General features: G+C 58.3%; 21 protein-coding genes and 1 pseudogene. 9 read left to right on the top strand and 13 right to left on the bottom strand.

The window, feature by feature from the left end; all coding sequences use genetic code 11:
- Nucleotides 1-52 precede the first annotated feature (52 nt).
- Complete coding sequence (locus tag GGR38_RS18715) at nt 53-2599, bottom strand: O-antigen ligase family protein (protein WP_183627660.1); 2547 nt, start codon at nt 2597-2599, stop codon at nt 53-55.
- 85 nt (nt 2600-2684) lie between these two features.
- On the opposite strand from GGR38_RS18715, the gene GGR38_RS18710 reads away from it, so the two are divergent.
- The gene (locus GGR38_RS18710) at nt 2685-3716 is read left to right on the top strand and encodes a PDZ domain-containing protein (RefSeq protein ID WP_183627659.1); all 1032 of its coding nucleotides are present in this window, start codon (nt 2685-2687) and stop codon (nt 3714-3716) included.
- Between the two features lie 28 nt (nt 3717-3744).
- Here GGR38_RS18710 and GGR38_RS18705 read toward each other — a convergent pair whose 3' ends face one another.
- Both GGR38_RS18705 and GGR38_RS18700 read right to left on the bottom strand, forming a co-directional pair.
- Nucleotides 3745-4017, bottom strand: a complete 273-nt coding sequence (locus GGR38_RS18705; RefSeq protein ID WP_183627658.1) for a hypothetical protein — start codon at nt 4015-4017, stop codon at nt 3745-3747.
- A 147-nt stretch (nt 4018-4164) separates the two neighbouring features.
- Nucleotides 4165-4914, bottom strand: a complete 750-nt coding sequence (locus tag GGR38_RS18700; RefSeq protein ID WP_246404996.1) for a metallophosphoesterase family protein — start codon at nt 4912-4914, stop codon at nt 4165-4167.
- A 264-nt stretch (nt 4915-5178) separates the two neighbouring features.
- Between GGR38_RS18700 and GGR38_RS18695 the strand changes: the two genes are divergently transcribed.
- Both GGR38_RS18695 and GGR38_RS18690 read left to right on the top strand, forming a co-directional pair.
- Nucleotides 5179-5670 (top strand): hypothetical protein, encoded by a 492-nt coding sequence (locus tag GGR38_RS18695; RefSeq protein ID WP_221227153.1) that lies wholly within the window; start codon nt 5179-5181, stop codon nt 5668-5670.
- A complete protein-coding gene (locus GGR38_RS18690) occupies nt 5667-6191 on the top strand; it encodes a glycosyltransferase (protein ID WP_183627657.1) in 525 nt (174 codons plus the stop codon). The genes GGR38_RS18695 and GGR38_RS18690 overlap by 4 nt, the downstream gene beginning before the upstream one ends.
- A 169-nt stretch (nt 6192-6360) precedes the next feature.
- Here the strand turns inward: GGR38_RS18690 and GGR38_RS18685 are convergent, their stop codons facing one another.
- The 9 genes and pseudogenes from GGR38_RS18685 to GGR38_RS18645 form a co-directional block, all read right to left on the bottom strand.
- Complete coding sequence (locus tag GGR38_RS18685) at nt 6361-8289, bottom strand: HAD-IIIC family phosphatase (protein WP_183627656.1); 1929 nt, start codon at nt 8287-8289, stop codon at nt 6361-6363.
- A 5-nt stretch (nt 8290-8294) separates the two neighbouring features.
- Nucleotides 8295-8597, bottom strand: a complete 303-nt coding sequence (locus tag GGR38_RS18680) for a hypothetical protein (RefSeq protein ID WP_183627655.1) — start codon at nt 8595-8597, stop codon at nt 8295-8297.
- Complete coding sequence (locus GGR38_RS18675) at nt 8594-8989, bottom strand: hypothetical protein (protein ID WP_183627654.1); 396 nt, start codon at nt 8987-8989, stop codon at nt 8594-8596. The genes GGR38_RS18680 and GGR38_RS18675 overlap by 4 nt, the downstream gene beginning before the upstream one ends.
- A gap of 211 nt (nt 8990-9200) precedes the next feature.
- Nucleotides 9201-10040 (bottom strand): annotated as a pseudogene (locus tag GGR38_RS18670) (IS5 family transposase); the annotation flags it as partial.
- 304 nt (nt 10041-10344) lie between these two features.
- Complete coding sequence (locus tag GGR38_RS18665; protein WP_246404993.1) at nt 10345-11631, bottom strand: sugar transferase; 1287 nt, start codon at nt 11629-11631, stop codon at nt 10345-10347.
- A 314-nt stretch (nt 11632-11945) separates the two neighbouring features.
- Nucleotides 11946-12977 carry a DNA polymerase III subunit delta gene (gene holA, locus GGR38_RS18660; protein ID WP_183627652.1) on the bottom strand — a complete coding sequence of 344 codons (1032 nt, stop codon included), beginning with the start codon at nt 12975-12977 and terminating at the stop codon, nt 11946-11948.
- Entirely contained in the window at nt 12974-13474 is a 501-nt protein-coding gene (gene lptE, locus GGR38_RS18655; RefSeq protein ID WP_183627651.1) for an LPS assembly lipoprotein LptE, read from the bottom strand. The genes holA and lptE overlap by 4 nt, the downstream gene beginning before the upstream one ends.
- Nucleotide 13475: 1 nt before the next feature.
- Nucleotides 13476-15992 (bottom strand): leucine--tRNA ligase, encoded by a 2517-nt coding sequence (leuS, locus tag GGR38_RS18650; RefSeq protein WP_183627650.1) that lies wholly within the window; start codon nt 15990-15992, stop codon nt 13476-13478.
- Nucleotides 15993-16073: 81 nt separating this feature from the next.
- The gene (locus tag GGR38_RS18645) at nt 16074-16583 is read right to left on the bottom strand and encodes a DUF3576 domain-containing protein (protein ID WP_246404991.1); all 510 of its coding nucleotides are present in this window, start codon (nt 16581-16583) and stop codon (nt 16074-16076) included.
- On the opposite strand from GGR38_RS18645, the gene GGR38_RS18640 reads away from it, so the two are divergent.
- The 6 genes from GGR38_RS18640 to GGR38_RS18615 all read left to right on the top strand — a co-directional run bounded on the left by GGR38_RS18640 (nt 16570) and on the right by GGR38_RS18615 (nt 20098).
- Nucleotides 16570-16767, top strand: a complete 198-nt coding sequence (locus tag GGR38_RS18640) for a hypothetical protein (protein ID WP_183627649.1) — start codon at nt 16570-16572, stop codon at nt 16765-16767. The two genes, GGR38_RS18645 and GGR38_RS18640, sit on opposite strands and share 14 nt — an antisense overlap.
- Nucleotides 16768-16874: 107 nt before the next feature.
- Nucleotides 16875-17648, top strand: a complete 774-nt coding sequence (locus GGR38_RS18635; protein WP_183627648.1) for a hypothetical protein — start codon at nt 16875-16877, stop codon at nt 17646-17648.
- A 265-nt stretch (nt 17649-17913) separates the two neighbouring features.
- Nucleotides 17914-18636, top strand: coding sequence for an acetoacetyl-CoA reductase (gene phbB / locus GGR38_RS18630; RefSeq protein ID WP_168603351.1), 723 nt, complete (start codon nt 17914-17916; stop codon nt 18634-18636).
- A 349-nt stretch (nt 18637-18985) separates the two neighbouring features.
- Complete coding sequence (locus tag GGR38_RS18625) at nt 18986-19249, top strand: ribbon-helix-helix domain-containing protein (protein ID WP_183627647.1); 264 nt, start codon at nt 18986-18988, stop codon at nt 19247-19249.
- A gap of 89 nt (nt 19250-19338) precedes the next feature.
- Nucleotides 19339-19713, top strand: coding sequence for a glycine zipper 2TM domain-containing protein (locus GGR38_RS24265; protein WP_183627646.1), 375 nt, complete (start codon nt 19339-19341; stop codon nt 19711-19713).
- A gap of 94 nt (nt 19714-19807) precedes the next feature.
- Entirely contained in the window at nt 19808-20098 is a 291-nt protein-coding gene (locus GGR38_RS18615) for a hypothetical protein (RefSeq protein ID WP_183627645.1), read from the top strand.
- A 43-nt stretch (nt 20099-20141) separates the two neighbouring features.
- Here the strand turns inward: GGR38_RS18615 and murA are convergent, their stop codons facing one another.
- Nucleotides 20142-21425, bottom strand: a complete 1284-nt coding sequence (gene murA / locus GGR38_RS18610) for a UDP-N-acetylglucosamine 1-carboxyvinyltransferase (RefSeq protein WP_168603348.1) — start codon at nt 21423-21425, stop codon at nt 20142-20144.
- Nucleotides 21426-21536 lie beyond the last annotated feature (111 nt).

Below are 21536 nucleotides of genomic sequence, written 5' to 3'. Positions count from 1 at the left end.
CCTGATGTTGCCGACATGAGCATATTTCAAGATTTCAGCAACAGCTGGAAATCTAGTGTGCACTTGCACCACGATCGGCGACCGTGTCAACTCGCAAAAACTTAACGGAATAAGCTAAATGCTGCCCTTGCGAAGAGCTAAGTACTAGAGCCAAATCCTGACCGTCGCACTGGGAGTCGACCGAAAAATAGCTCTGCCCAGTTTGCGCTTTATCACCTTCGTCGCGCCATAATAAAGGCAAAGCAAGGGCTTCCCCTCCACGGCAGGTCAGCCGAAGCGAGAGATTCGCATTGTCAGGCCCATCCCACTGGCTCATTCGCAGTGTCACCCTGTAACGTCCTTGCGGTAAAGCCAACGTCTGCGCCAGCACTACCCCGCTAGCGACACCGTCGCTGGCAATCGTCACCCCGTTTGCAAGCTGGGCGCCCGAAAGCTGGTCGAGATTAATACTGACTCCCGGTAAAGGCGGCGCGCGCCACACCATGGGGGCTGCAACTGGGGGTAAAGGTCCACCTCGCATATTGAATTCAGGATGGCCGACAAGCCCCTGCCCTCCCCCTAGTTTCCACAGGCGGGCAACTTTGCGGAAATCACCCTTGTCAGCGGCGCTCCAGCGCATCAAGGCCGTCTCATCTTCATTGACCGGCGCGCCCGCCCGCGCAAGATCGATCAGCAGCACCTCGATGGCGTCAAACTCTTCAGACACATCTTTGGCCAGGTAGTTGAGAAATCCCACCCGCCAGCCGGGACGCTCGGCCAGAGTTTCGACCAGCGCAGCGCGCCCGCCGGGCTTCTGCAGCAGCATGTTCAACATGGCGAAAGGACGATCGGACGGCGCATGAATTCGCAGCAATGCATTAAGCCCGTGCGCCGTTATATCATACCGCTCTTGAGCTATTCCCTGATCGACCAGCCAAGCCTGAACTATTGGATCGCGCCATCCCAACTGCGCGCCCGCCAGCATCACCGCCGCCGCTCCTGCTGTATTGCCCGCGCGTAGGCGCGCTATTGCTAAATTGCTGATCGCTTCAGCATCCATCGGCTCGATACGCAGAGCATGCAAAGCAAAGGCCTGGGCCTGCAGAGAGTCTCCAGCAAGCTGGCGCTGCGTGGCATAGGAGCTCCACGCAGAAGCGATCCATGGCGCAAGACGAACAGATAAACCACTTTTATTATTATATAATGCATACTTAGCTCCACCCACGAGTATCACTGGGACCGCCAGCAGCAACCCCATACCGGCCGCCAGTGCTACAGATATTCTTGCTCGCGGGCGAGGCGGCTGAAAAGATGCCGGCATGATCAAAGCCAACATCACGCCGCCCAAAACCGCCAGCGCAGGCATACGCAGGGGGAAATCGGTCATGCTGCATGCCATCAGAACGAGCAAACCAATCAACCCTGCCTGAGCCATAGCCACGCGGTTACTATCCCCGGCATGATGCATCACCATCTGACGAAAGCCCACGACCACGACGATCAGCAGCGCCAGCATCACCACAATCCCCGGCCAGCCCATTTCAAGCAGCCATTCCAAGTAGTCGTTATGCGCATGCTCAACATATTCGACCTGCACCTGCGCCAGTGGCTCGGATGCGGCATAAATCTGTCGGTAGCTCCCGCCGCCGCCGCCCGATGGGAATATTTTCCCCAATAAATACAATGTATTGTTCCAATAATCCAGACGACTGTCATCGGCGACGATAGAAAAGCGCGCTAGGACTAACTGGAAGGCTGGCGTAAACCAGACCAGCGCTGCAAAACCGACCATTGCGAGTAAGGCAGCTCTCAATCCTGTGCGGTTATACAGCGTACCAACCTGATACAACAGACTGCATCCGACAATGGGAAGCAGAAATAGTCCAGTCCGCGATGCCGTCGCCACGACGCCCAATGCAAGCATCACCAAAGTCGCAAAACCCGCCCAGCGCCACACTGCGTCTCGAGCTGACCGCGCAATTGTTAGGGTCAGTGGCATAGCCATCAGCAGAAAACATGCCTGATGATTACGATTAACGAATAACCCGATGCCGAATTTATCATGTGTCGTTTTAAAGGGCAGCAACAGACTTTCACCTCCAGAAGCGAGCTGAAGAATTCCAAGTAGCGCCATCGCCAGCGCCAGCGCCGCAATCAGCGCCAGCAACCTTTTACGCTCGTCATCACGCAGCAGAACGCCGCCCATCACCGCCGCCAGCGGCGGCAGGAGTGCCAAAATATAGGCCCCCGTCACATCGGGCGTCAGACTGAACGGGCGCCAGACCGACCATCCGATCGCCGCATCGATCTGTGCGGGTATCGCTCTTTCCGGCAAGGTCTGCCATAGTGAAGGAGGCAAAGGTAGCATTTGCAAAGCAAACCATCCTGCCGCAGCAGCCGCAACCAGTACAAGGCCGCGTAAAGCACCTTGCAAAAGTGGTCGGTTCGGCGCGACCATAACACGAAACAGCACCGCCAGCGCCAACAATTGCAGAACTGTTTCCAGCAATGGATGGTTACGCCCCGCCCCGCCCAGCATCAGAGATGCCCCGACAAATACCAAGATCAGACTATCGGATAGGGTTTTACGCCAGCTCGCCGCGTAGTTGATCAGCCTCATGCGATTCTCTCCGCTCTCCTGCGCATTAGATGATCTCCGCGCGATAATGCCTTGCCGCTTAGCGCTTAAGTAGGGATGCTAAGATATGACTCGCCCTGCCACACTTCATTTATGCCATGTCCGTAACGGAACTTTGCGAAAGTCGTTCCTAGCTGGGTCATGGCTCTTCGCAATGTGTAACTTACCGACGGGCCACGAATCGCTTCTGCTCGCCGCCATGCCGTTGGAAAGAAGCGAGCTTTCTCCTATGCAGCAAGATCTTCTGGCAAAGGGTATCTATAATCGCCTTGCGTTGACCAATTTGGAATGCTGTCCGCAAACCGAACCTGTTACAGGCATGATGCTGCACGACATCGCAAGCTACAATCTCGCCGCACGCCCGACTATTGAGAGACGATATGCTCTAGGCAATGATTTAGGTGTTCTGGCAGTAGTGCCAGGCACTGCGGCCGAACGGGCGGGGCTACTCGGCGGGGATAGGATCCTATCAGTTGGATCAACACCAACCTCAACACTATATGGCAATCTCATCAGAAAAAAAGCCAGTTCCGCAAGGACGGAAGCGTTAGAGCTATGGCTTGCGAAGCGTTTGCAGGAAGGGGCCCAAAAATTGGCGGTGCAGCGACAGGGTACTACAGTGGGGATTACGCTTGTCGCTCCCATCGGCTGTGCTGGGCACGTGCAGGTCGAGCAGGCGGGGGGCATTGATGCCTGGAGCGACGGGCGCAACAGCGTGATTGGCGCGGACTTATTACCCTATCTTACCAGCGACGACGAAGTCGCCTTTGTGATCGCACATGAAATGAGTCACAATCTGCTCAATCAAGTTGCAGCGATCAAGGGCAACCTAGCAGCCCCAAAGTGTCTTATTAAGGTCATACCCTTGAAGATTAGCCAGGAATCCAAAGCCGATCTAATCGCCACAATAGTTTTGCGCAACGCCGGATATAGGCCTGAAGCCGGGCTAAACGTGCTCAAAAAAATCACCATACTTGCTTCCAAAGGAAATACTTCACGCGAGCAAAAGATGAAACGTAGGCAGGTTTATTTGCAAGGCATTCTTGCAGTTGGTGAGAAAAACAACGACAGGCAAGAAAAAAGGCCGCCAGAAAACTGACGACCTTCCTAATCATTCGTAAAAATAATTAGCTCGGACTGCCGCCAGAGGAGGCCGCCACAATAATACCCGCTGTAACGATAACCCCGCTCAAAGCAAGACCAAGTCCGGAAAGGCCTGGCACGCCAAAAATATCATTGCGCTTGGCAACACGAACACGAGCCGGAGCAGGCGTTTCAGCCGAAGCAGCAGCAACAGGCTTAAGCGTCACAGCGGAAGGGCGAACATCCTTAGCCATCGCGTTCTGCGTGGTCGCCAAAACAATCAGAGCAGCCGTTACGGCAACTGCCTTTTTCAGCATGTGCAAAACTCCTGAGCTTTCCAAGCAAAAATTCTAATCGAAATATGCGGATCTCTTTAGCAATTACCTGTTGACCTGTCAATTGACGGCTCGACACTTTCTCGCCGCACTGCAGCAAGCACTGCAGAAGGGAAATGCATTTTTTTCCTACACTTCCTTCACCTGAAGCACCTCGCGCTGATCACCCTCAAGATAAAGCGCGGTCAAAATGCCACTCATATAGGCGCCAGTATCGATCCCGATTCGATTGCGGCGGATCTCTACTTGCGGATTAATCGTATGGCCATGAACCACAACCGCGCCGAAATTTGAATTATCCTCAAGAAAACCTTCTCGAATCCACAACAAGTCTTCCTTCGCCTGCCTCTTGAGCGGCACGCCGGGCCGCACCCCAGCATGACAGAAGAAATAATCGCCGGATGATGCCGTATTGGGCAAACGCCGGATCCAGTTCATCAGCGAAGGAGGCATGGTCCGACGCAGTTCCGAAAGGCAGGCGTCAAGATCGCCATCTGGGTCCGGCGGCGCTATGCCAAGGCTCTGGAGCATCTGCGCCCCACCATAAGATAGCCAATTACGGAAAATCCGCAAATCACCATCGAGAACCTTAAGCAAGATTTCTTCGTGATTCCCCTGCAACACGATAATACCCGCGACCTTGCGCTGCGCATCATACAGATATTCCAATACCTTGAGGCTGTCTGGCCCGCGATCAATCAGATCGCCCAGAAAGATGATGTGCAGAGATGAGCTGGGCTTGAGTCCAGCGTTGTGCTCCGCAATCTTTGCCATCACCTCTAGCAGCAAATCGAAACGCCCGTGAATATCTCCAACTGCGTAAATCCGATCTCCCCGATCAGTCGATGGCAAAGAGGGCTTTCTGCGGGGAAACTGCATCTTTATTCGATCCCAATCCTACGCGTGCAAATGATCTCCCTCCCGCTCCTGCAAGATGGCGTGTGCCGAAACGGCATAGACAATAAGTCGTTTCGGGACAAATCCATTTGCAAGTTGACTGGACTATCGACTAGGCTATCTCTGATTGTGAGTGCAGGGTGGGGGACCAATGCAAGAGCGCCGTGAATGGCATAATTTGAAGCCCCGTCAAACCAATGATCAGATCCAAAGGACGGATCCAGACCTGACCGGAGCAACGAACAGGTGATCCCGCCGCATTATTCAACCCAGCATTCGCCCACTCGGTCCAAGCGGGTCGCCCTGATAGCTTCGGCTGGCGGACATTGGATCGAACTCACCCGTTTTGCTGGTGCGTTCATGGATTATGAATGTCTATTCATCAGCACAGCGTCGGGCTTGGCAGCGCCGGTGGGAGATCGTCCTGTGGTTCAAATTTCAGATGGATCGCGAGATACGATTTATCTGCTATTTAAATCGGTTTTCGGAATCTATAGAGCCCTTCGCTCCTTTCAGCCCGATGTCGTGATTACGACCGGTGCCGCGCCTGGAGTGATCGCACTACTGGTGGGCAAAATTCTAGGTGCAACGACGATATGGACCGATAGTATCGCCAACAGTGAGGAGCTTTCCTTGAGCGGCAAAATTGCCAAGTGTTTTGCCGACCTGCGCCTCACCCAATGGGAACATCTTGCCGACCCAAAACACAATATATGTTACATGGGTCGTATCATATGATCCTTTTATCCGTTGGAACACAATTACCCTTCGATCGCTTGGTAGAAGCCGTTGATCAATGGGCGTCCCGGCACCCGGAGGTTGAAGTGATTGCCCAGATCGGGCCATCGAATTATCGCCCGACGGCAATGAAAAGTTGTGCATTTTTTGAACCGGATCGGTTCCGCAAACTTCAAGCACAATGCTCATTGATGGTTTCCCATGCAGGGATCGGCTCGATCATCAACGCACTCGAGCTAGGCAAACCCATCATCATTCTGGGCCGTGACCATCGACGCCATGAACACCGCAATGGGCACCAAATCTCGACCATTACAAGATTCGGTGATTTGCCCGGTATTTATGCGGCACGCGACGAAATCCATCTGATGGAATTGCTCGACCGGGTAGATCTACTGGCTGGTAAAAACATCCTCCCACCTTCCGCACCGGAGGATTTCATCAAGAACATTGAAAATTATGCAGCCAATGCAAAGGCTCTGCCATTTTGGCGGATCCTATGGCGACTATTTTTCCCATAAGCATAAATGAATTAAGCAAATTCCATAATAACGCCAGACGCTTCATGATCTGATCCCGCAAAACTGGATCGCTTCGCGTTAGAGTATCCGTGATGATCAGCCAGAGATTGGTATCAGATCACTCGTTGGCAGTCTCTACATCAGAATAAGGGACCTTTAGGCGGGCAGATCAATCGAGTCTGGACCCAACTGACTGGCCATTGAGAATGCGCATGGGGGCTTCTGGTCTTAATTTATCGGTGGCCCAGCGCCACCGGGTTTCGCCAGTCTCTTGTGCACCCAATGCTTCGAATCCCAACCGAGCATAGTGATCGCGCACCATCATATTGCGATCACTGGGGATATAGATCCCTTCGAGCCAACGGATGCCGCGCGCACGTGCCAAACGGCACATCTCGTTTAGTACCGCATCCTCGACCCGCCGTCCAAGGACTCGGCAACTCATCAACCACAAATCGATCTGCCAAGTATCGGGCGCACCAGATAATGGATCTTCGCGCAGTACAATGGTACTGATCATGCCATTGTCACCAAAACGATCCTTCAATCGCACCTGAAGCGTGGCATGGGCCGGATCTTTGATCATAGCATCGACCTCGACCACAGTGTAACGCCGCGTAGTCAAATTGAACTGGTTGCTCTTGTTGATAAGCTGAACAATTCTTTCGCGCCCAACACTGTCGAAGGGGGCAAAATGGATTTCCATGTCGAGCGAAGCGAGATAGCTGTCGAGATCGTCGCTTGCTTCCTGTAATTGCACGCGCCGGGCATTGTCGCGATAAAAGGCGGTACGCGCAGCATCTTCAGCAGAAAAACCAATGGCCTCAAAATAGCCTGCCGCAGCCAGCACGCGGGTATAAAAAGAGGAATCTTCGGGAAGCTCCGGCACAGCTACTTCGGGCAAGTGCTGACGCACAGCGGCCCGCTCGGCCGGATTGTCATCCAAAAAGACAAAGGAAGAGAGACCTAATGAAAGCTCCTGGGCAATAGCACGGATGTTACTGGCTTTGTCACTCCAATTGGCCTGAAACACCGCGATATGCTCTTCACGCAGGATCATATCGGGGTGTTCACGAAACACCTGCCGGGCGGTGCCTTCCTCATTTTTTGAACAGACGGCAAGAACGACGCCTCGATGATAAAGTGCTAGAGCATAATGCTGCACTGCAAGATGCGCTTCGCCCACCGGGTCGCCTTGACCCAACCGTATGCCATCCAGACCATCATCACCGATGATCCCGCTCCACAGTGTATTGTCCAGATCGAGCACCAGACAGCGCCGTGCCTGACCGCGCATCGCACCGATAACACGGGCAACGTGGTCGGCATAAAGCGGCTGACAAGCCATCGAGACGGGCAATTTGGCCAAATTCCACTCGGCCAAAGAAAACCAGTTACCCGTACCTACAGTGTGGGCAATCGCAGCAACATCAAGCAAAATATCGACGCTATCAGCGATTTCAGCTATTAACGCTTGATTAAAGGCACGCACCCTTGCAAGCAGAGAGGCTGAGTGGCGAGCGTCAAAATGGCCAAATAAGGGCTCATTAGGCTCCGGCAGCGTCTGGACAATGACCACCGCGCCGCCATGTTCGCGCAAGGCGTTACGTAGGCCGCGCACAAAATCGAGCGACGCCGCTACTGAGTCATACCCCTCGGTCTCCCCCGCCTGAGAGAGCGGCAAGTCGCGGTGGCCCAGCGCAAGCAGAACCGCATCGCAATGCCCCTTATTAAGGGTCGAGGCAGGATCGAAAGCCTGCTGGGCAATCTGGCCGAAAGGCGCGCTCACGCATTTCAGATTGATACCGTGACGCAGGGCGCTACCCACTAGTTGCGGAACCAACAGGTCGAGCGTGCCACTTCCCATCACTCCCAGACGGAAGGGCGAAAGCGGCGAGAGGTCGCTCCCTTGATGTTGAAAACCGTCAACCACCTTGGCCAACCGGTTGAGTTGATTTGGTCCCAGCCCATAACAACTCAGAGCCCTAAGATCGGCACCACGCGCCGCCGATGTGAGCAGACCTTCGACCCGGCTGCGGAAATCATCCGGACATGGCAAAAGCCATTCTAGCCCAATCTCAACACCAAAAGAAGCCATGCCCGTCATCCGATTAAACCAAAAATCTTAAAAATGGCACAAATGGCGAAACCCATCGCCGCACTTTTCATCAATTCACGCGCGGTCACAGGAAGATTGGAGTTGAATATCACGGTGAGTATTGAGGCCAGCCCAGCAGAGCCAAGCAGCACCCACCAGCGCGGGAAAACCTCATTGGGCGTGGGGGCAGGCCATTCCAGCACCAGCGGCAAAAGGCGGTTAAGCGAAAAACCGAAGCATGACGCGATCCAATGCGACAAAACCCGGGCGCGGGATTCGCCAAGCTGGCTGTCCGATGGCTCTATCATGGATTGGGGATGTCCTTCGCTGCCGATTGCATATCGGAAATCAACGCGCCGACCAGACATTCAAAGTAGCGATCATGCTCTTCCACGCCGTCGGCTTCCTGCTCCGCTCTGCGTCGGGCTGCCCGGATCTGCCATTCGACCATCTCGCGCCATGTCGCCAGATCGCGCGCAGCGATCACCTGCTGGGCCCATGCGATCAGCATCACCAATAGACCAATCAGAGCAATTAAAAGTGCGGCCGCGTAGGAACGCTCATAATGCACTCTTATACCAATACAGTAGATCGTTGTCCCAATCATGCCGATAAGCCCCGCCAAGGACAGAAGATCGACAGCCTGATCATACATACGAAGTATGGCCGGACGGGATCTCGCGCGCGACACGTCAATCATAGGGACCCTTATGAAGATAACGGCGGCAAGCGCAAGTCGGAAATGGCTTTTCGCGCCACACCCTCCGGCGCAATTTGGCAGTTAACGCGGCCACCCGCAGGTGCATGACCATCTAGCGATTTCCCCTGCCATAATCGATCATTGCATCCCGCAAGCCACTTTTCAAATCTGTGAGCAATCGCCAGACGGCTGCCTCGGAAGGCTGGCAAGTATGGCAATTTCTTGCGGTTCCGCAGGTGAGCGTGCGGATGGATGCTGCCGTTGCGCAGGCCGAGGCGATGGCTGCTTCCCAATCCTTGACTACGCGGCCGCATCGGCCGAGCCGTGGGAAGGCTCGTTCGACAAATCACCGACGCGGGGTGCCCCGGAAGCCCTTGGTCTTGCCTAACCGCTTGATGATCTCGATAATCCGGTGTCCGCTCCGGCGATGGCATCACGGAACTTGTCTCCCGCACCACCACCATCGGCAAAGACATGGCGTAGCCAGGGAAAGCACCCTCCGTACGGCTTTGAGGACGTCGACGGCGCAATCGCGGTCCTGAACATCGGCGGTGTGCACGAGGGTTGAGATAAGGAACCCGCAGGTATCGGTCAGGATGTGGCGCTTACGGCCTTTGAACTTTTTGCCCGCATCATAGTCGCATGAGCCACCGCTTTTGGTGTTTTTCACCGACTGACTGTCGATCACACTGGCACTTGGGCTCGCTGCGCGCCCCTGGATCTAGGCGCGCCGAACTTCGTTTCACGTAGGTTCATGACCGACACTGTGTTCTTCGCATCCGTGGCCCCACATTGCGCCAAGCGTAAAAAGCGCTGAACTATCAAAATCAGCGGCAAGCATAAGGACAGAAGCCGCCAGACGCAACCGCTCGCCGCGATACAGAGCAAGACGTTCAGGACTTCGCGCGTATTCGTTGTTCAACGCCCCCCCCGCTTGGCCGCAAAGATAAGCGGCGCTGCTGACTGCCACTCCTGGTCCGCCATATCACCGGAATAGCACAATGCTTTTCGGCTATGCTCCTGCGCGGGCGATACCAGTCCATGCCCTGATTTACTCCATCTCGCAGAACGGTATAAATCACAACATATTGGTATTGTTCAGCAACCTTTGTAGCCAGCTCTAAAGTAGAACAGCCTGCGCATTAGGCTGCGAGCCTTGTGTTTGCATCTTTGGCAAACACATCAACACCTGCGAGACTCCAATCCTTTGCGCCATTGATAAAAACATCTCGGGCAAGAGCCCCCACGATCACGTCCCGACCAGTCGAAAGAAAGGGTGTGATCCAGACACTGATGGGTTCGCTAACCTGTGCTGAGCCCATAGCCCATATCTAGAAACACACAGATCTGACGGATCAAAACGCCCTGTCATGAACTACTACACGAAGCGTCATCAACATAATCCAGATGTCGCGCCAAAGCGACCATCCATGGAGATATTCCAGATCGGCATAGAGCCGGTCGGTCAAATCCTCCTCGCGGTCGGTCGCCCCGCGATAGCCGCGAATCTGGGCCAGCCCCGTCAGACCGGGCTTGAGCGCATGACGCTCCCAATAGCGCGGATCGACCTCCCAGAACAACTTACCCCCGGCCGTCGAGCCAGTGGCGTGCGGGCGAGGGCCAACAAGGCTCATATCACCACGCAGAACGTTGATAAGTTGCGGCAATTCATCGACACTGGTCGAACGGATAATTTTGCCGACGCGCGTAATCCGCTTATCATCCCTGGCCGCCGACTGGGTCCCATTCTGGCCGATCTTGTTCACGCTCATGCTGCGGAACTTGAAGATCGGAAAGAAACGGTTGCCCCGGCCCACGCGGCGCTGGATGAAAAAGACCGGCCCGCCATCCTCCAGCTTGATCGCCAACGCGACGAGCAACAGGATCGGCGACAGCAAAAACAAAGCCGAACCGGCGACAAAGGCGTCGAGCATCCGCTTCTGCAACCTGTCGCGCAAGCCCATCGGCCCCACCGAAACCAGCAGCAGCCCATGCCCATTGGCGATCCGGGCGCCCTGCGCCGAGAGTTCGAGCACGGTGTCATCGACCACTTCGCCCGCGACATTCGCGCCCTTCAGGATGATCGACCAGTTCGCGCGCCGCTCAGGCACCGAGCTGATCACCACACGATCGGCATTGCGGATAATCATCCCGATCCGGTCCAGCGCATGGGGATCATCGAGCACCGGAGCCAAAGCAAAGCTCTGCGCCGAAACGTGAAAAGCGCCGTGCAGGGTAATATCGGGCCCGCCATCGTCGATCACCAGCTGGTTGATCACCGACACGCCGCAGCGCCAGCGCACAAAGCGCCGCATCGCCACGCGGTTGACCAGCACGAACAGCGCCGACACCACCACGCCGACGGTAAACACCATGCGCGAATAATTGTCGGTCGAGCGCGCGTAAAAGGTTACGAAGGTAACCGTGGCCGCCGACAGGCCCAGCGCCAGTAAAGAGCGGGTCGCGCTATGGCTGGTGCTGCGCAGGGATTCGATGGAATAGGCGTCGTTATACAGCGCAATGGTAAGATAGACCGGCAGAACCAGCTGCGACAGCATCGCCGTGGCGCCGGTGAAAGTTTCGGCGCGCAAATAACCGGCAATCGCAAATCCTGCGAAAATCGCCAGAACATCGCCCAACATAAATGTCAGGTAGCATTGAAGACGACGCTGCTGCAACGAAGGCATCAGCGGCATACGCAATGCTTTTACTCTTGCCTTGGCCCGTTTGCGCAACGAACCGGACACACGTGCTACTGGCGCGTTCATGCTTGCTCCACCCTGCTAACTTTGCCGCATCAACGCCGGTTCGTGACGAGCGCTAGGCCCCAACACTTCCGGTCTTGTCACCCTAAGTAAAAGCACTAACACACCGCTGCATTGCAGCAAAATTAAAAATTCATTGAACCTCAACTCGGATCTCTAATGCTTTCCGAAAAGGTTAAACAAAACAGCGTCTAGCAACGGGATTTGGCATAGCGGGCAATTTCCGCAAGCTCTTGAGCAAGCAGCAATTCTGCTGTCTGGTTATTGACCATCAGGCTGCGGTGGAGAGCCATCAGGCGCTGGGCGAGTCGGGCAAGAGGGCGGCCACGCCAGATCCGCAACTGGCGGCTAAGGTCCGGAACATCTTTGAAAAAAACCCGTCTCGATGCCTTCTCGCCCTCCATAAAGACGGAAATATCCGGGTTGGTTCCGAGTCGCCCGGCCAATTGTGCCAATTGGGCAACACGCCGCTCAAAAGCGAGCAGCAGGCCAACCGGATTAAGCTCCAGTTCAGCCATGCGGCGCAACTCAGCCTTCAGCCTGCCGCTGTCCCCATTCAGGACAGTATTCACCAATGTGGTGAACCCATCCTCTTCGGTTTTGGCCCCCACCGCTTCGAAGGCCTCCAGCGTGGCCGGACGCGGCCTTTCCGGGGTGGCATCCAGATAAAGCGCCAACTTGGTAACTTCAGAGGCCGCCAGGCGCGTATCCAATCCTACCGCAGCCGCGATACGCTGGGCCAACTCGCGATCCATCGGCGCCCCGGCCGCATCGGCCATCTGGCGCACCGAGGCCGTGACCGAGGCCAGATCGGGCGGATAGAACATTGCCACCAGCGCATCATCGCGCTTTTCCAGCAACTTGGCCGTGCGCGACTTGTCGCTGGCATTGGCGGCCTGAATGATGACCGGACAGGGCGTCACATCGCTGGAGATCAGGTTTTCGACCGCATCATGCGCCTCGTCGCCCGAACATCGTACCCAGATATGGCGCGTATCACCAAACAAGGATGTCGAGCGCGCCTCATCGCCCAGCCGCACCGGATCGCGCTTCAGCTCGGCCCCGGTAAACTCCACCCGCTCGCCCGCATCGGGCAGCAAGGAGGCGATGCGAAAGGCCGCGTCCTGCACGCTGGCGTCATCGGTGCCGCAAAGGAAGAAGACGCGCATGGTCTGCGCCGCTCTGGGCGCCATCGAGCCAAAGTCGCGCTGGGTGGCTTTCATTGCCTCGCGCGCAGCTTAACGGCCAGATTGGTTACGATTCGCCCAGCCACAACGCGCGTCAGGTTCTCCAATGCGGTCTGCTCGGCCGCCACCGTTGCATATTCGGACGAGACAACATCCATGCCCGCATCCGACCCCGCCGTGGCGTCCAGCAGGATTGCCCCGCTGGCCGCATCAATCAACTGATAGCGCGCGCGCAGGATGCGCCGTTCTCGCCCCACCGTGTTGTTCGACAGCAAGCCCAGACCCAGCAACTGATCGTCGAGCCGGACCTCCAGCCGATAGCGCGGCGTGGTACCCTCGGGCGCCGTGCCAAGCTGATCGACCAGCGCATTATGCATCAGCCACCCGGCCTTGCCCTGAATGGGCGAGACCGAGATCGACCCCAGCCCCTGCGCCACACCGGCCTGCGCCCCGCCCGCATAGAGCGGTTGCAAAGCGCAGCCCTGCAAGGCGGGCAGCATGGCCAAAAGACACAGGGGCAGGAAAGGACGCATATCAGACCACCAGATTGACGAGGCGATCGGGCACCACGATCACTTTCTTGATCGCAGCCCCTTCGAGCGCACGCTGCACCTTTTCGGACGCCAAGGCCAGCGCTTCCAGCTCTTCTTTCGCGGTCCCCTTGGCCACGGTCAGCGTATCGCGCAGCTTGCCCTTGACCTGAACCGCAATGGTCACCTCATCATCGACCAGCAGCGCAGGATCGACCGCAGGCCATGCGGCATCGGCAATCAGGCCCTCGGAAATCGAAGCCCAGGCCTCTTCGGCCAGATGCGGCATCATCGGCGCGATCAGCAGCAGGACCGCCTTGATCGCGGCGCTGCGGCTGGCGCTGGGCGCGGCCTTTTCGACAACGCCGGTCAGTTCGTAAATGCGCGCCACGGCCTTGTTGAAGCTGAGCGCCTCAATATCGGCGGCAATGGCATGGACGGTCTGGTGGGCCTTGCGGTCCACCGCCTTGTCCTCGCCGGTTGCGGCGGCGTCATATTGGCCAAACAAACGCCACAGGCGCTGCACGAAGCGCGCGCAGCCCTCGATGCCAGCCTCGCTCCACGGCAGATCGCGCTCGGGCGGGCTGTCGGACAGCATGAACCAGCGGATCGCGTCGGCGCCATAGGTGGCGACGATCTCGTCGGGGTCCACCACGTTCTTCTTGGACTTCGACATCTTGATGACGCGGCCAATTTCGACCGGAGCGCCATCAGCCTTCAGCGTCGCGCCTTCGCCGGTACGAGTAATGTCGCTGGGCGCATACCAGATCGGCTGACCATTGCCGGGATCGACGCGGCTGTATGTTTCATGCGTCACCATGCCCTGTGTGAACAGGCTGGCGAAGGGTTCGGTCACGTCGATCTTGCCGATGCGGGCCAGAGCGCGGGTCCAGAAGCGAGCATAAAGCAGGTGGAGGATCGCATGTTCGATCCCGCCGATATACTGCCCCACCGGCAGCCAGCGCGCGATTTCGGCCGGGTCAAACGGCGCATCGTCAGGCTGGCTGGCAAAGCGCAGGAAGTACCACGAGCTGTCCACGAAAGTGTCGAGCGTATCGGTTTCGCGCCGCGCCGCGTGGCCGCATTGCGGGCAATCGACATGCTTCCATGTGGGATGGCGGTCCAGCGGGTTGCCGGGCACGTCAAAGGTCACATCCTCGGGCAGGGTCACGGGCAGGTGCTTTTTGGGCACCGGCACCACGCCGCAGACCTCGCAATGGATGAAGGGGATCGGCGTGCCCCAATAGCGCTGGCGCGAAACGCCCCAGTCGCGCAGGCGCCACACGGTCTTGCCCTCGCCCCAGCCTTCTGCCTCAGCCTTGGCGATGACGGCGGCCTTGGCGGCCTCGACTTCCATGCCGTTGAGGAAGCCCGAGTTCACCAGAGTGCCCGCGCCCGTATAGGCCTCATTGCCCTCAAAAACGGCGGTGGTATTCTCACCATCGGCCACCACGCGCGTGACGGGCAGGCCATATTTGCGGGCGAAATCAATGTCGCGCTGGTCATGCGCGGGGCAGCCGAAGACCGCGCCCGTGCCATAATCCATCAGCACGAAATTGGCGATATAGACCGGCAATTGCCACGAAGCGTCGAGCGGATGCGCCACACGCAGGCCGGTGTCAAACCCCAGCTTTTCCGCCGTTTCCAGCTCAGCCGCGGTTGTCCCGCCCTGCTTGCACAGCGCGATGAAATCGGCGACTTGCGCATTATCCACCGCCAGCTTCTGGGCAATCGGATGATCGGCGGCGATGGCGACAAAGCTGGCGCCGAACAAAGTGTCGGGGCGGGTCGAATAGACCTCGACCTCTGCGTCACCCTGAAACTTGAACTGCAATCCCTGCGATTTGCCGATCCAGTTTTCCTGCATCAGCTTGACCTTTTCGGGCCAATGCTCAAGCCCGTCCAAACCTTCGAGCAATTCGTCGGCAAAGTCGGTGATCTTCAAAAACCACTGGTTCAGCTTGCGCTTTTCCACGAGCGCGCCCGAACGCCAGCCGCGCCCATCGATCACCTGTTCATTGGCCAGAACGGTGTTATCGACCGGGTCCCAGTTGACCGTCGATTCCTTGCGATAGACCAGGCCCGCCGCATAGAGGTCCACGAAAAGCGACTGTTCCTGACCGTAATATTCCGGCTCGCAGGTCGCCAGTTCGCGGCTCCAGTCGAGCGCGAAGCCAAGGCGCTTCAACTGCGCCTTCATATTGGCGATATTGTCGCGGGTCCATCCGCCGGGGTGAACGCCCTTTTCCATCGCGGCATTTTCGGCGGGCATGCCGAACGCGTCCCAGCCCATCGGATGCAGCACTTCAAAGCCCTGCATCTTCTTATAACGGGCCAGCACATCGCCCATTGTGTAATTGCGCACATGGCCGATATGGATGCGTCCCGAAGGATAGGGAAACATTTCCAGGACATAGGAACGCGGCTTGGCGCTCTTGTCATCGGCCCGGAAGCTCTGCTTCTCGTCCCACACGCGCTGCCACTTGCCATCGGCAACACTGGAATCGAAACGCTCACTCATTGCTCATGCCCTTTATACCAGAAAGCCCCCCGACTTGCCGGTACGGGGGCAAGGCGGGAGGCAAACGGTCAGAATTGATGTTTACTTGATCAGCGTGGCCTGACGCAGATCGCGCGCCTTGGTCAGGATCACGTCCTCCAACCGCTGAACCGTGGCGGCGGCCACCGGCGCATCGGTCCAGAACCCGTCCTTCGACACCTGACGCGAGGCGCTCACGCGCAGCGCATCGGTACGCAGATCCTTGTCGAGGATCGCAATCGTCAGCTTCATCCGCTCGCCCGGATTCGACGGGTTCGAATACCAGTCGGTGACGATCACGCCGCTGTTCGCATCGCTTTGCAGCAGGGGCATGAAGGACACCGAATCGAGCGCCGCGCGCCACAGATAGGCATTCACGCCGATCGTGGTCAGGTTCGAGGGCGGCAGCGTCAGCGTGGTGCGGGTGACGCGGTGATGCTTGATATGGATCGGATTATGCACGCGCATATTGCCGACCTTGCACCCGCCCAGCGCCAGCAGGGCCAGGGCCACCGCGCCCCCACGCAGCATCGGGCTGATCAACTTACGGGCAGGAGCCTTGCTGGCCATCATCGGTTCTGCACTTTCCGTCCAAAAAACCCAAATGCTTGGGTCCCAAAAAAACTGGTTCGTCGCCATCCTGCCCGCACAGCGCGCGCGCATCGGTTGGCAAGTCTCTATAACCGCCAAAAAGCGCGCGACAAGGGGCGTTGGGCACGCTTCTTTCTTGGCCAGCGACGGCGTGAACCTTGGCTGAACATGAGAATGGCGTGCAGCCAAGGTTCATCATGGCGCGCTTACAATTTGAGGTGTATGGAATATCCGATGCCGGAAAGGAATCCGGCCCCGATGTAAGCGACGATGATGCAGGCCATTCTTTCTTCCGCCCCGCGCAGTTCGATGCCCGCTCTGGTAATGGCCGGGGCTGTCGGGCTGCTCGCGTTGCCCAGCGCGGTGCTGGCCTTTTCGACGCGGTTTGAAACCGTCGCCGAAAGCGCCGATTCCGGCGCCGATCAGGGCAATTTCTCGTCCAGCGAACTGGACCCGCGCGCCGCCCGCGCCATGGCCGCGCGCCAGCAGGCCCAGTTCATGCAGGGCAAGGAAGCGCTGTTTCATTTCACCCCGGCGGGGCTGGCCACGCGGCCTGACCGGTCGGTGACGGTGGCGGTGCGGGTGGATGCCGAAACCGCGCGGGCGATTGTCGTGCGCGGCCCAGCCCAGCGCATTGCCCCGGCCGGACCCAATACGCGCGTGGCGCCCAATGCCTATAATCTTGGCCTGTCGCGCGGGTATCAGAGCTTTTCGTCGCTGACATCGACCTATTCGCTGCCCGGCAACGATCATGCCAAGCATGAAATGCCCGACCTCTCGGCCTTTCCCCGCGTCGAGAGCGGCAGCGATTCGCGGCTGGCGCCCCATATTCAACTGGTCGACCGCGAAAGGGCGGGCCGCGCGCCGCGCACGCTGGAAAGCTTTGGCGAACAAAGCGTCGATGTGGGCGGGTCCTATCGCGTCACGCGCAATTTCGACGTGACGGCGGGCGTGCGCTATTCCCAGGACCGCGACCGATTGAAGCCCACCAATGACACCAAGTCGGACAGTCAGGCCGTCTTTGTCGGTACGCAATTCCGATTCTGATCCGCCCAGTGCTATTTGACCGACAATTGGCGCGCGAAATCACGTAATTGCGCCCGAATTGTACGTGACCCATCCAATGCTGCAAATGCGTAATTTGTAAATTTACTTCGCATATGCAGCATATATCGCAATTTACCTCCACTCTTGCGCTAAACTGCGCAGTTTTTGCGCGAAACGCGCCGCCAACTTACTTGCCACTGTCGCATTGCGCCGATAGCACTTGTGACTTGGATGTTCTCTGGCCAACATCTTTTGGAGGAAATGCATGACGCGAGTGGCAATCGTTACAGGTGGTACGCGGGGCATTGGCGAGGCGATCAGTCTCGCACTCAAGGATCTGGGATATACGGTTGCCGCCAATTATGCGGGCAATGATGAAAAGGCCAAAGCCTTTACCGAGGCGACCGGCATCGCCGCCTATAAATGGGACGTGGGCGATCATGAAGCCACCCTTGCCGGTGTGGCGCAGGTCGAGGCCGATCTGGGCCCGGTCGATGTGGTAGTCAACAATGCCGGCATCACGCGCGACGGCGTGCTGCACCGCATGACCTTCGAAAACTGGAACGAAGTGATCCGCGTCAACCTTGGCGGCTGCTTCAACATGGCCAAGGCCACCTTCCCCGGCATGCGCGAACGCGGTTGGGGCCGCATCGTCAACATCGGCTCGATCAACGGTCAGGCGGGTCAGTATGGCCAGGTCAACTATGCCGCCGCCAAATCGGGCATCCACGGCTTCACCAAGGCGCTGGCCCAGGAAGGCGCCAAGTTCGGCGTGACCGTCAACGCCATCGCGCCCGGCTATATCGACACCGAAATGGTGGCCGCCGTGCCCGCCCCGGTGCTGGAAAAGATCGTTGCCAAGATCCCGGTGGGCCGCCTTGGCCATGCCGAGGAAATCGCACGCGGCGTGGCTTTCCTGTGCAGCGAGGACGCAGGCTTCGTCACCGGCTCGACCATGAGCATCAACGGCGGGCAGCATATGTATTGATCGGATCGCCGTTTGCGTGATCGAAGGGGCGCGGGTCGAAAGGCCCGCGTTTTTTTAAGGCAGGTGATATCACTAGGGGCTAGCCTCTCGTGGCTCCCGATACTGCCTTTGTTCCGCGATGGGCTCGAGCTCGGGTGCCGAACGCAATGATTTATAAAACCTGCGGCGCAAACAGGGATAACTCCCCCGCGCCGCAGGCTTTCAAACATCACCCCAAACACACCCTATGCCCTCTGGCAGTCCCCCATTAACGGGATTGCAAAGGGACGAGTCCCTTTGCCCGCCGGAGGCATAAAACGCCCGCCGGAGGCACCTATCCCTTCCCCTCCTCCACCTCTACACTCCCCCCATGCGCACCCCGCCCTATCACCCCCCCGTCAAACGCTCGGTCGAGATTGCCGGGCACAAGACCTCAATCAGCCTTGAACCCCTGTTCTGGGACATGCTGCGGGAGGCGGCCGCGCGTGAAGGCGTCTCGGTGAATACGCTGGTGGCGCGAATCGATGCGGAAAGAATTGCCTGCGAAACGCCTCCGGGTCTGGCCGGGGCGGTAAGAATTTGGCTGGTGACACAACCGTTCGTCGCGGTTGATACACGGTCTGCCCTAGGCTAAAATACTGGGATTAACCATAGCCATCGCTTCGGAGGCCTTCGGCATTTCCGTAATTTTGCGATGACGGGTGAAACGGAGGGGGATTTTTCATGCGCAAGATTCACAGGATTTCGAGCCTCGCCCTGCTCGCTTTCGCGCTTTGCAGCCAGCCTGCCTTGGCCGCGACCAAGAAGAAGGTCGTCAAGCACAAGCCGGTTGTCGCGGCCAGCGCCCCTGCGCCCGCACCGGCCCCCGCTCCCGCGCCGGTCATGCAGAAAACGCGGGTTTGCGACACTACCAGTTCGACCACAGGGGCCGTGGCGGGCGCGGCCTTGGGTGCGGTGCTGGGCAACAAGGTGATCGACAACGGTATTCTGGGCACGGCAGGCGGTGCGGCCGCGGGCGCCTTTGCCGGACAGGCCCTTGAGCGCACGCTGACCGCCAAGCAGCGGTGCCGCGATGTAGAAACGCCGGTCAAACCTTAACGTTCAGGAACAGTTCGTCGCAAAAACCGTTCATCTTGAGTTGAACTTGGTTGGCGCTTTATGGCGCCAGCCAAGTCAAAACAGGAGATGCCTTATGCCGAATTTCATCAAGTTGATCGCCATATCCTCGGCGCTGGCGGTGGTGGCAGCGCCCGTGATGGCCGAAGCCCGCCCTGCCAAGCGCGTGGTCAAAGTTTGCCGCAAGTCGAGCGGCACTGCGGGTCTGATCGCGGGCGGCGCGGGTGGCGCGCTGGTGGGTCATGCCGCGCTGGGCGGTCCGGTCGGATTGGTGGCGGGCGCGGTGGGCGGCGCCTTTGCGGGCCGCGCGATTGACCGCACGATCACCGCGAAAAAGCGCTGCCGCTATGTCGAGGCGCGCCGATAATACAGGTTTGACCCGGCGATCCAAAAACCGCCGGGTCCTTAACTCAATCGCCGCCGACGCGCTCGATTTCGGCGCCCAGCAGAGCGAATTTCTCTTCCAGCCGCTCATAGCCGCGATCAAGGTGATAGAGGCGGTGGACCGTGGTCTGCCCTTCGGCGGCGAGCCCTGCAATCACCAGACTCATCGAAGCGCGCAGGTCGGTCGCCATCACTTCGGCCCCCGTCAGACGCGGCACGCCATGGACGATGGCCACACGACCCTTGGTCTCGATCCGCGCGCCCATGCGGGTCAGTTCCGGCACGTGCATATAGCGGTTTTCAAAGATCGTTTCGGTCAGCACGCTGGTGCCCTCGGCACGGGTCAGCATGGCCATCAACTGGGCCTGCATGTCGGTGGCGAAACCGGGATAGGGCGCGGTTGAAACGGTAACGGGGCGGATCGGGCCATTGGCGGCCACGAAAATGCTGTCTTTGCGCGGTTCGATATGCACGCCCGCCTCGCGCAGCGCGGCCAGCGTTGCGTCCATTTCATCGGCGCGCGCGCCCAGCAATTCGACCTCGCCCCCGGTGATCGCGGCGGCGCAGGCATAGGAGCCGGCTTCGATACGGTCCGGCATAACCTGATAGGTTGCACCATGCAGGCGCTTGACACCGTGAATGGTGAGTTCCGAAGTGCCGATGCCCTCAATCTGGGCGCCCATCGCCACCAGCAGATTGCACAGATCGACGATTTCGGGTTCGCGCGCGGCATTGTGCAGGCGGCAGGTGCCATTGGCCATGCTGGCCGCCATCAGCGCATTTTCCGTCGCGCCCACCGAAACCACCGGGAAGGCATAGCGCCCGCCGGGCAGCCCGCCATCGGGCGCAATCGCGCGGACATAACCCGAGGTCAGCTCGATGGTGGCCCCGAATGCCTCCAAAACCTTCAAATGCAGGTCGATCGGGCGATTGCCGATGGCGCAGCCGCCGGGCAGCGACACGGTCGCCTCGCCCGCGCGGGCCAGCAAGGGGCCCAGCACCAGAATCGAGGCGCGCATCTTGCGCACCAGCTCATAAGGCGCGGTCGTGCTGGTCAGGCGCGTGGCCTGAAGGGTCATGACTCGACCAAAATCCTCTGGCCTTGTCCCCGCGATGGACGTAGAAACGCCGAACTGGTTCAACAAGTGCTGGAACCCGTCCACGTCGGCCAGACGCGGCAGATTGCGCAGGGTCAGGGGTTCCTCGGTCAGCAGCGCACAAGGCAGCAGGGTGAGGGCCGAATTCTTGGCTCCCGACACCGGAATGGCTCCGGAAAGTCGCTTGCCACCGCGAATGATGATTTTGTCCATACGCCACCGTTTAGGAGCCATTTGTGCTGTCGGCAATGGGCGGATTGTGAAAGGCTGGGGGCGGATTGTGAAAGGCTGGGGGCGGATTGTGAAAGGCTGGGGGCGGATTGC

Origin of the sequence: Novosphingobium sediminicola (assembly GCF_014196525.1) — a bacterium.
In the GTDB taxonomy this organism is placed as follows: domain Bacteria; phylum Pseudomonadota; class Alphaproteobacteria; order Sphingomonadales; family Sphingomonadaceae; genus Novosphingobium; species Novosphingobium sediminicola.
This window is presented reverse-complemented; position numbering and strand designations above follow the sequence as displayed.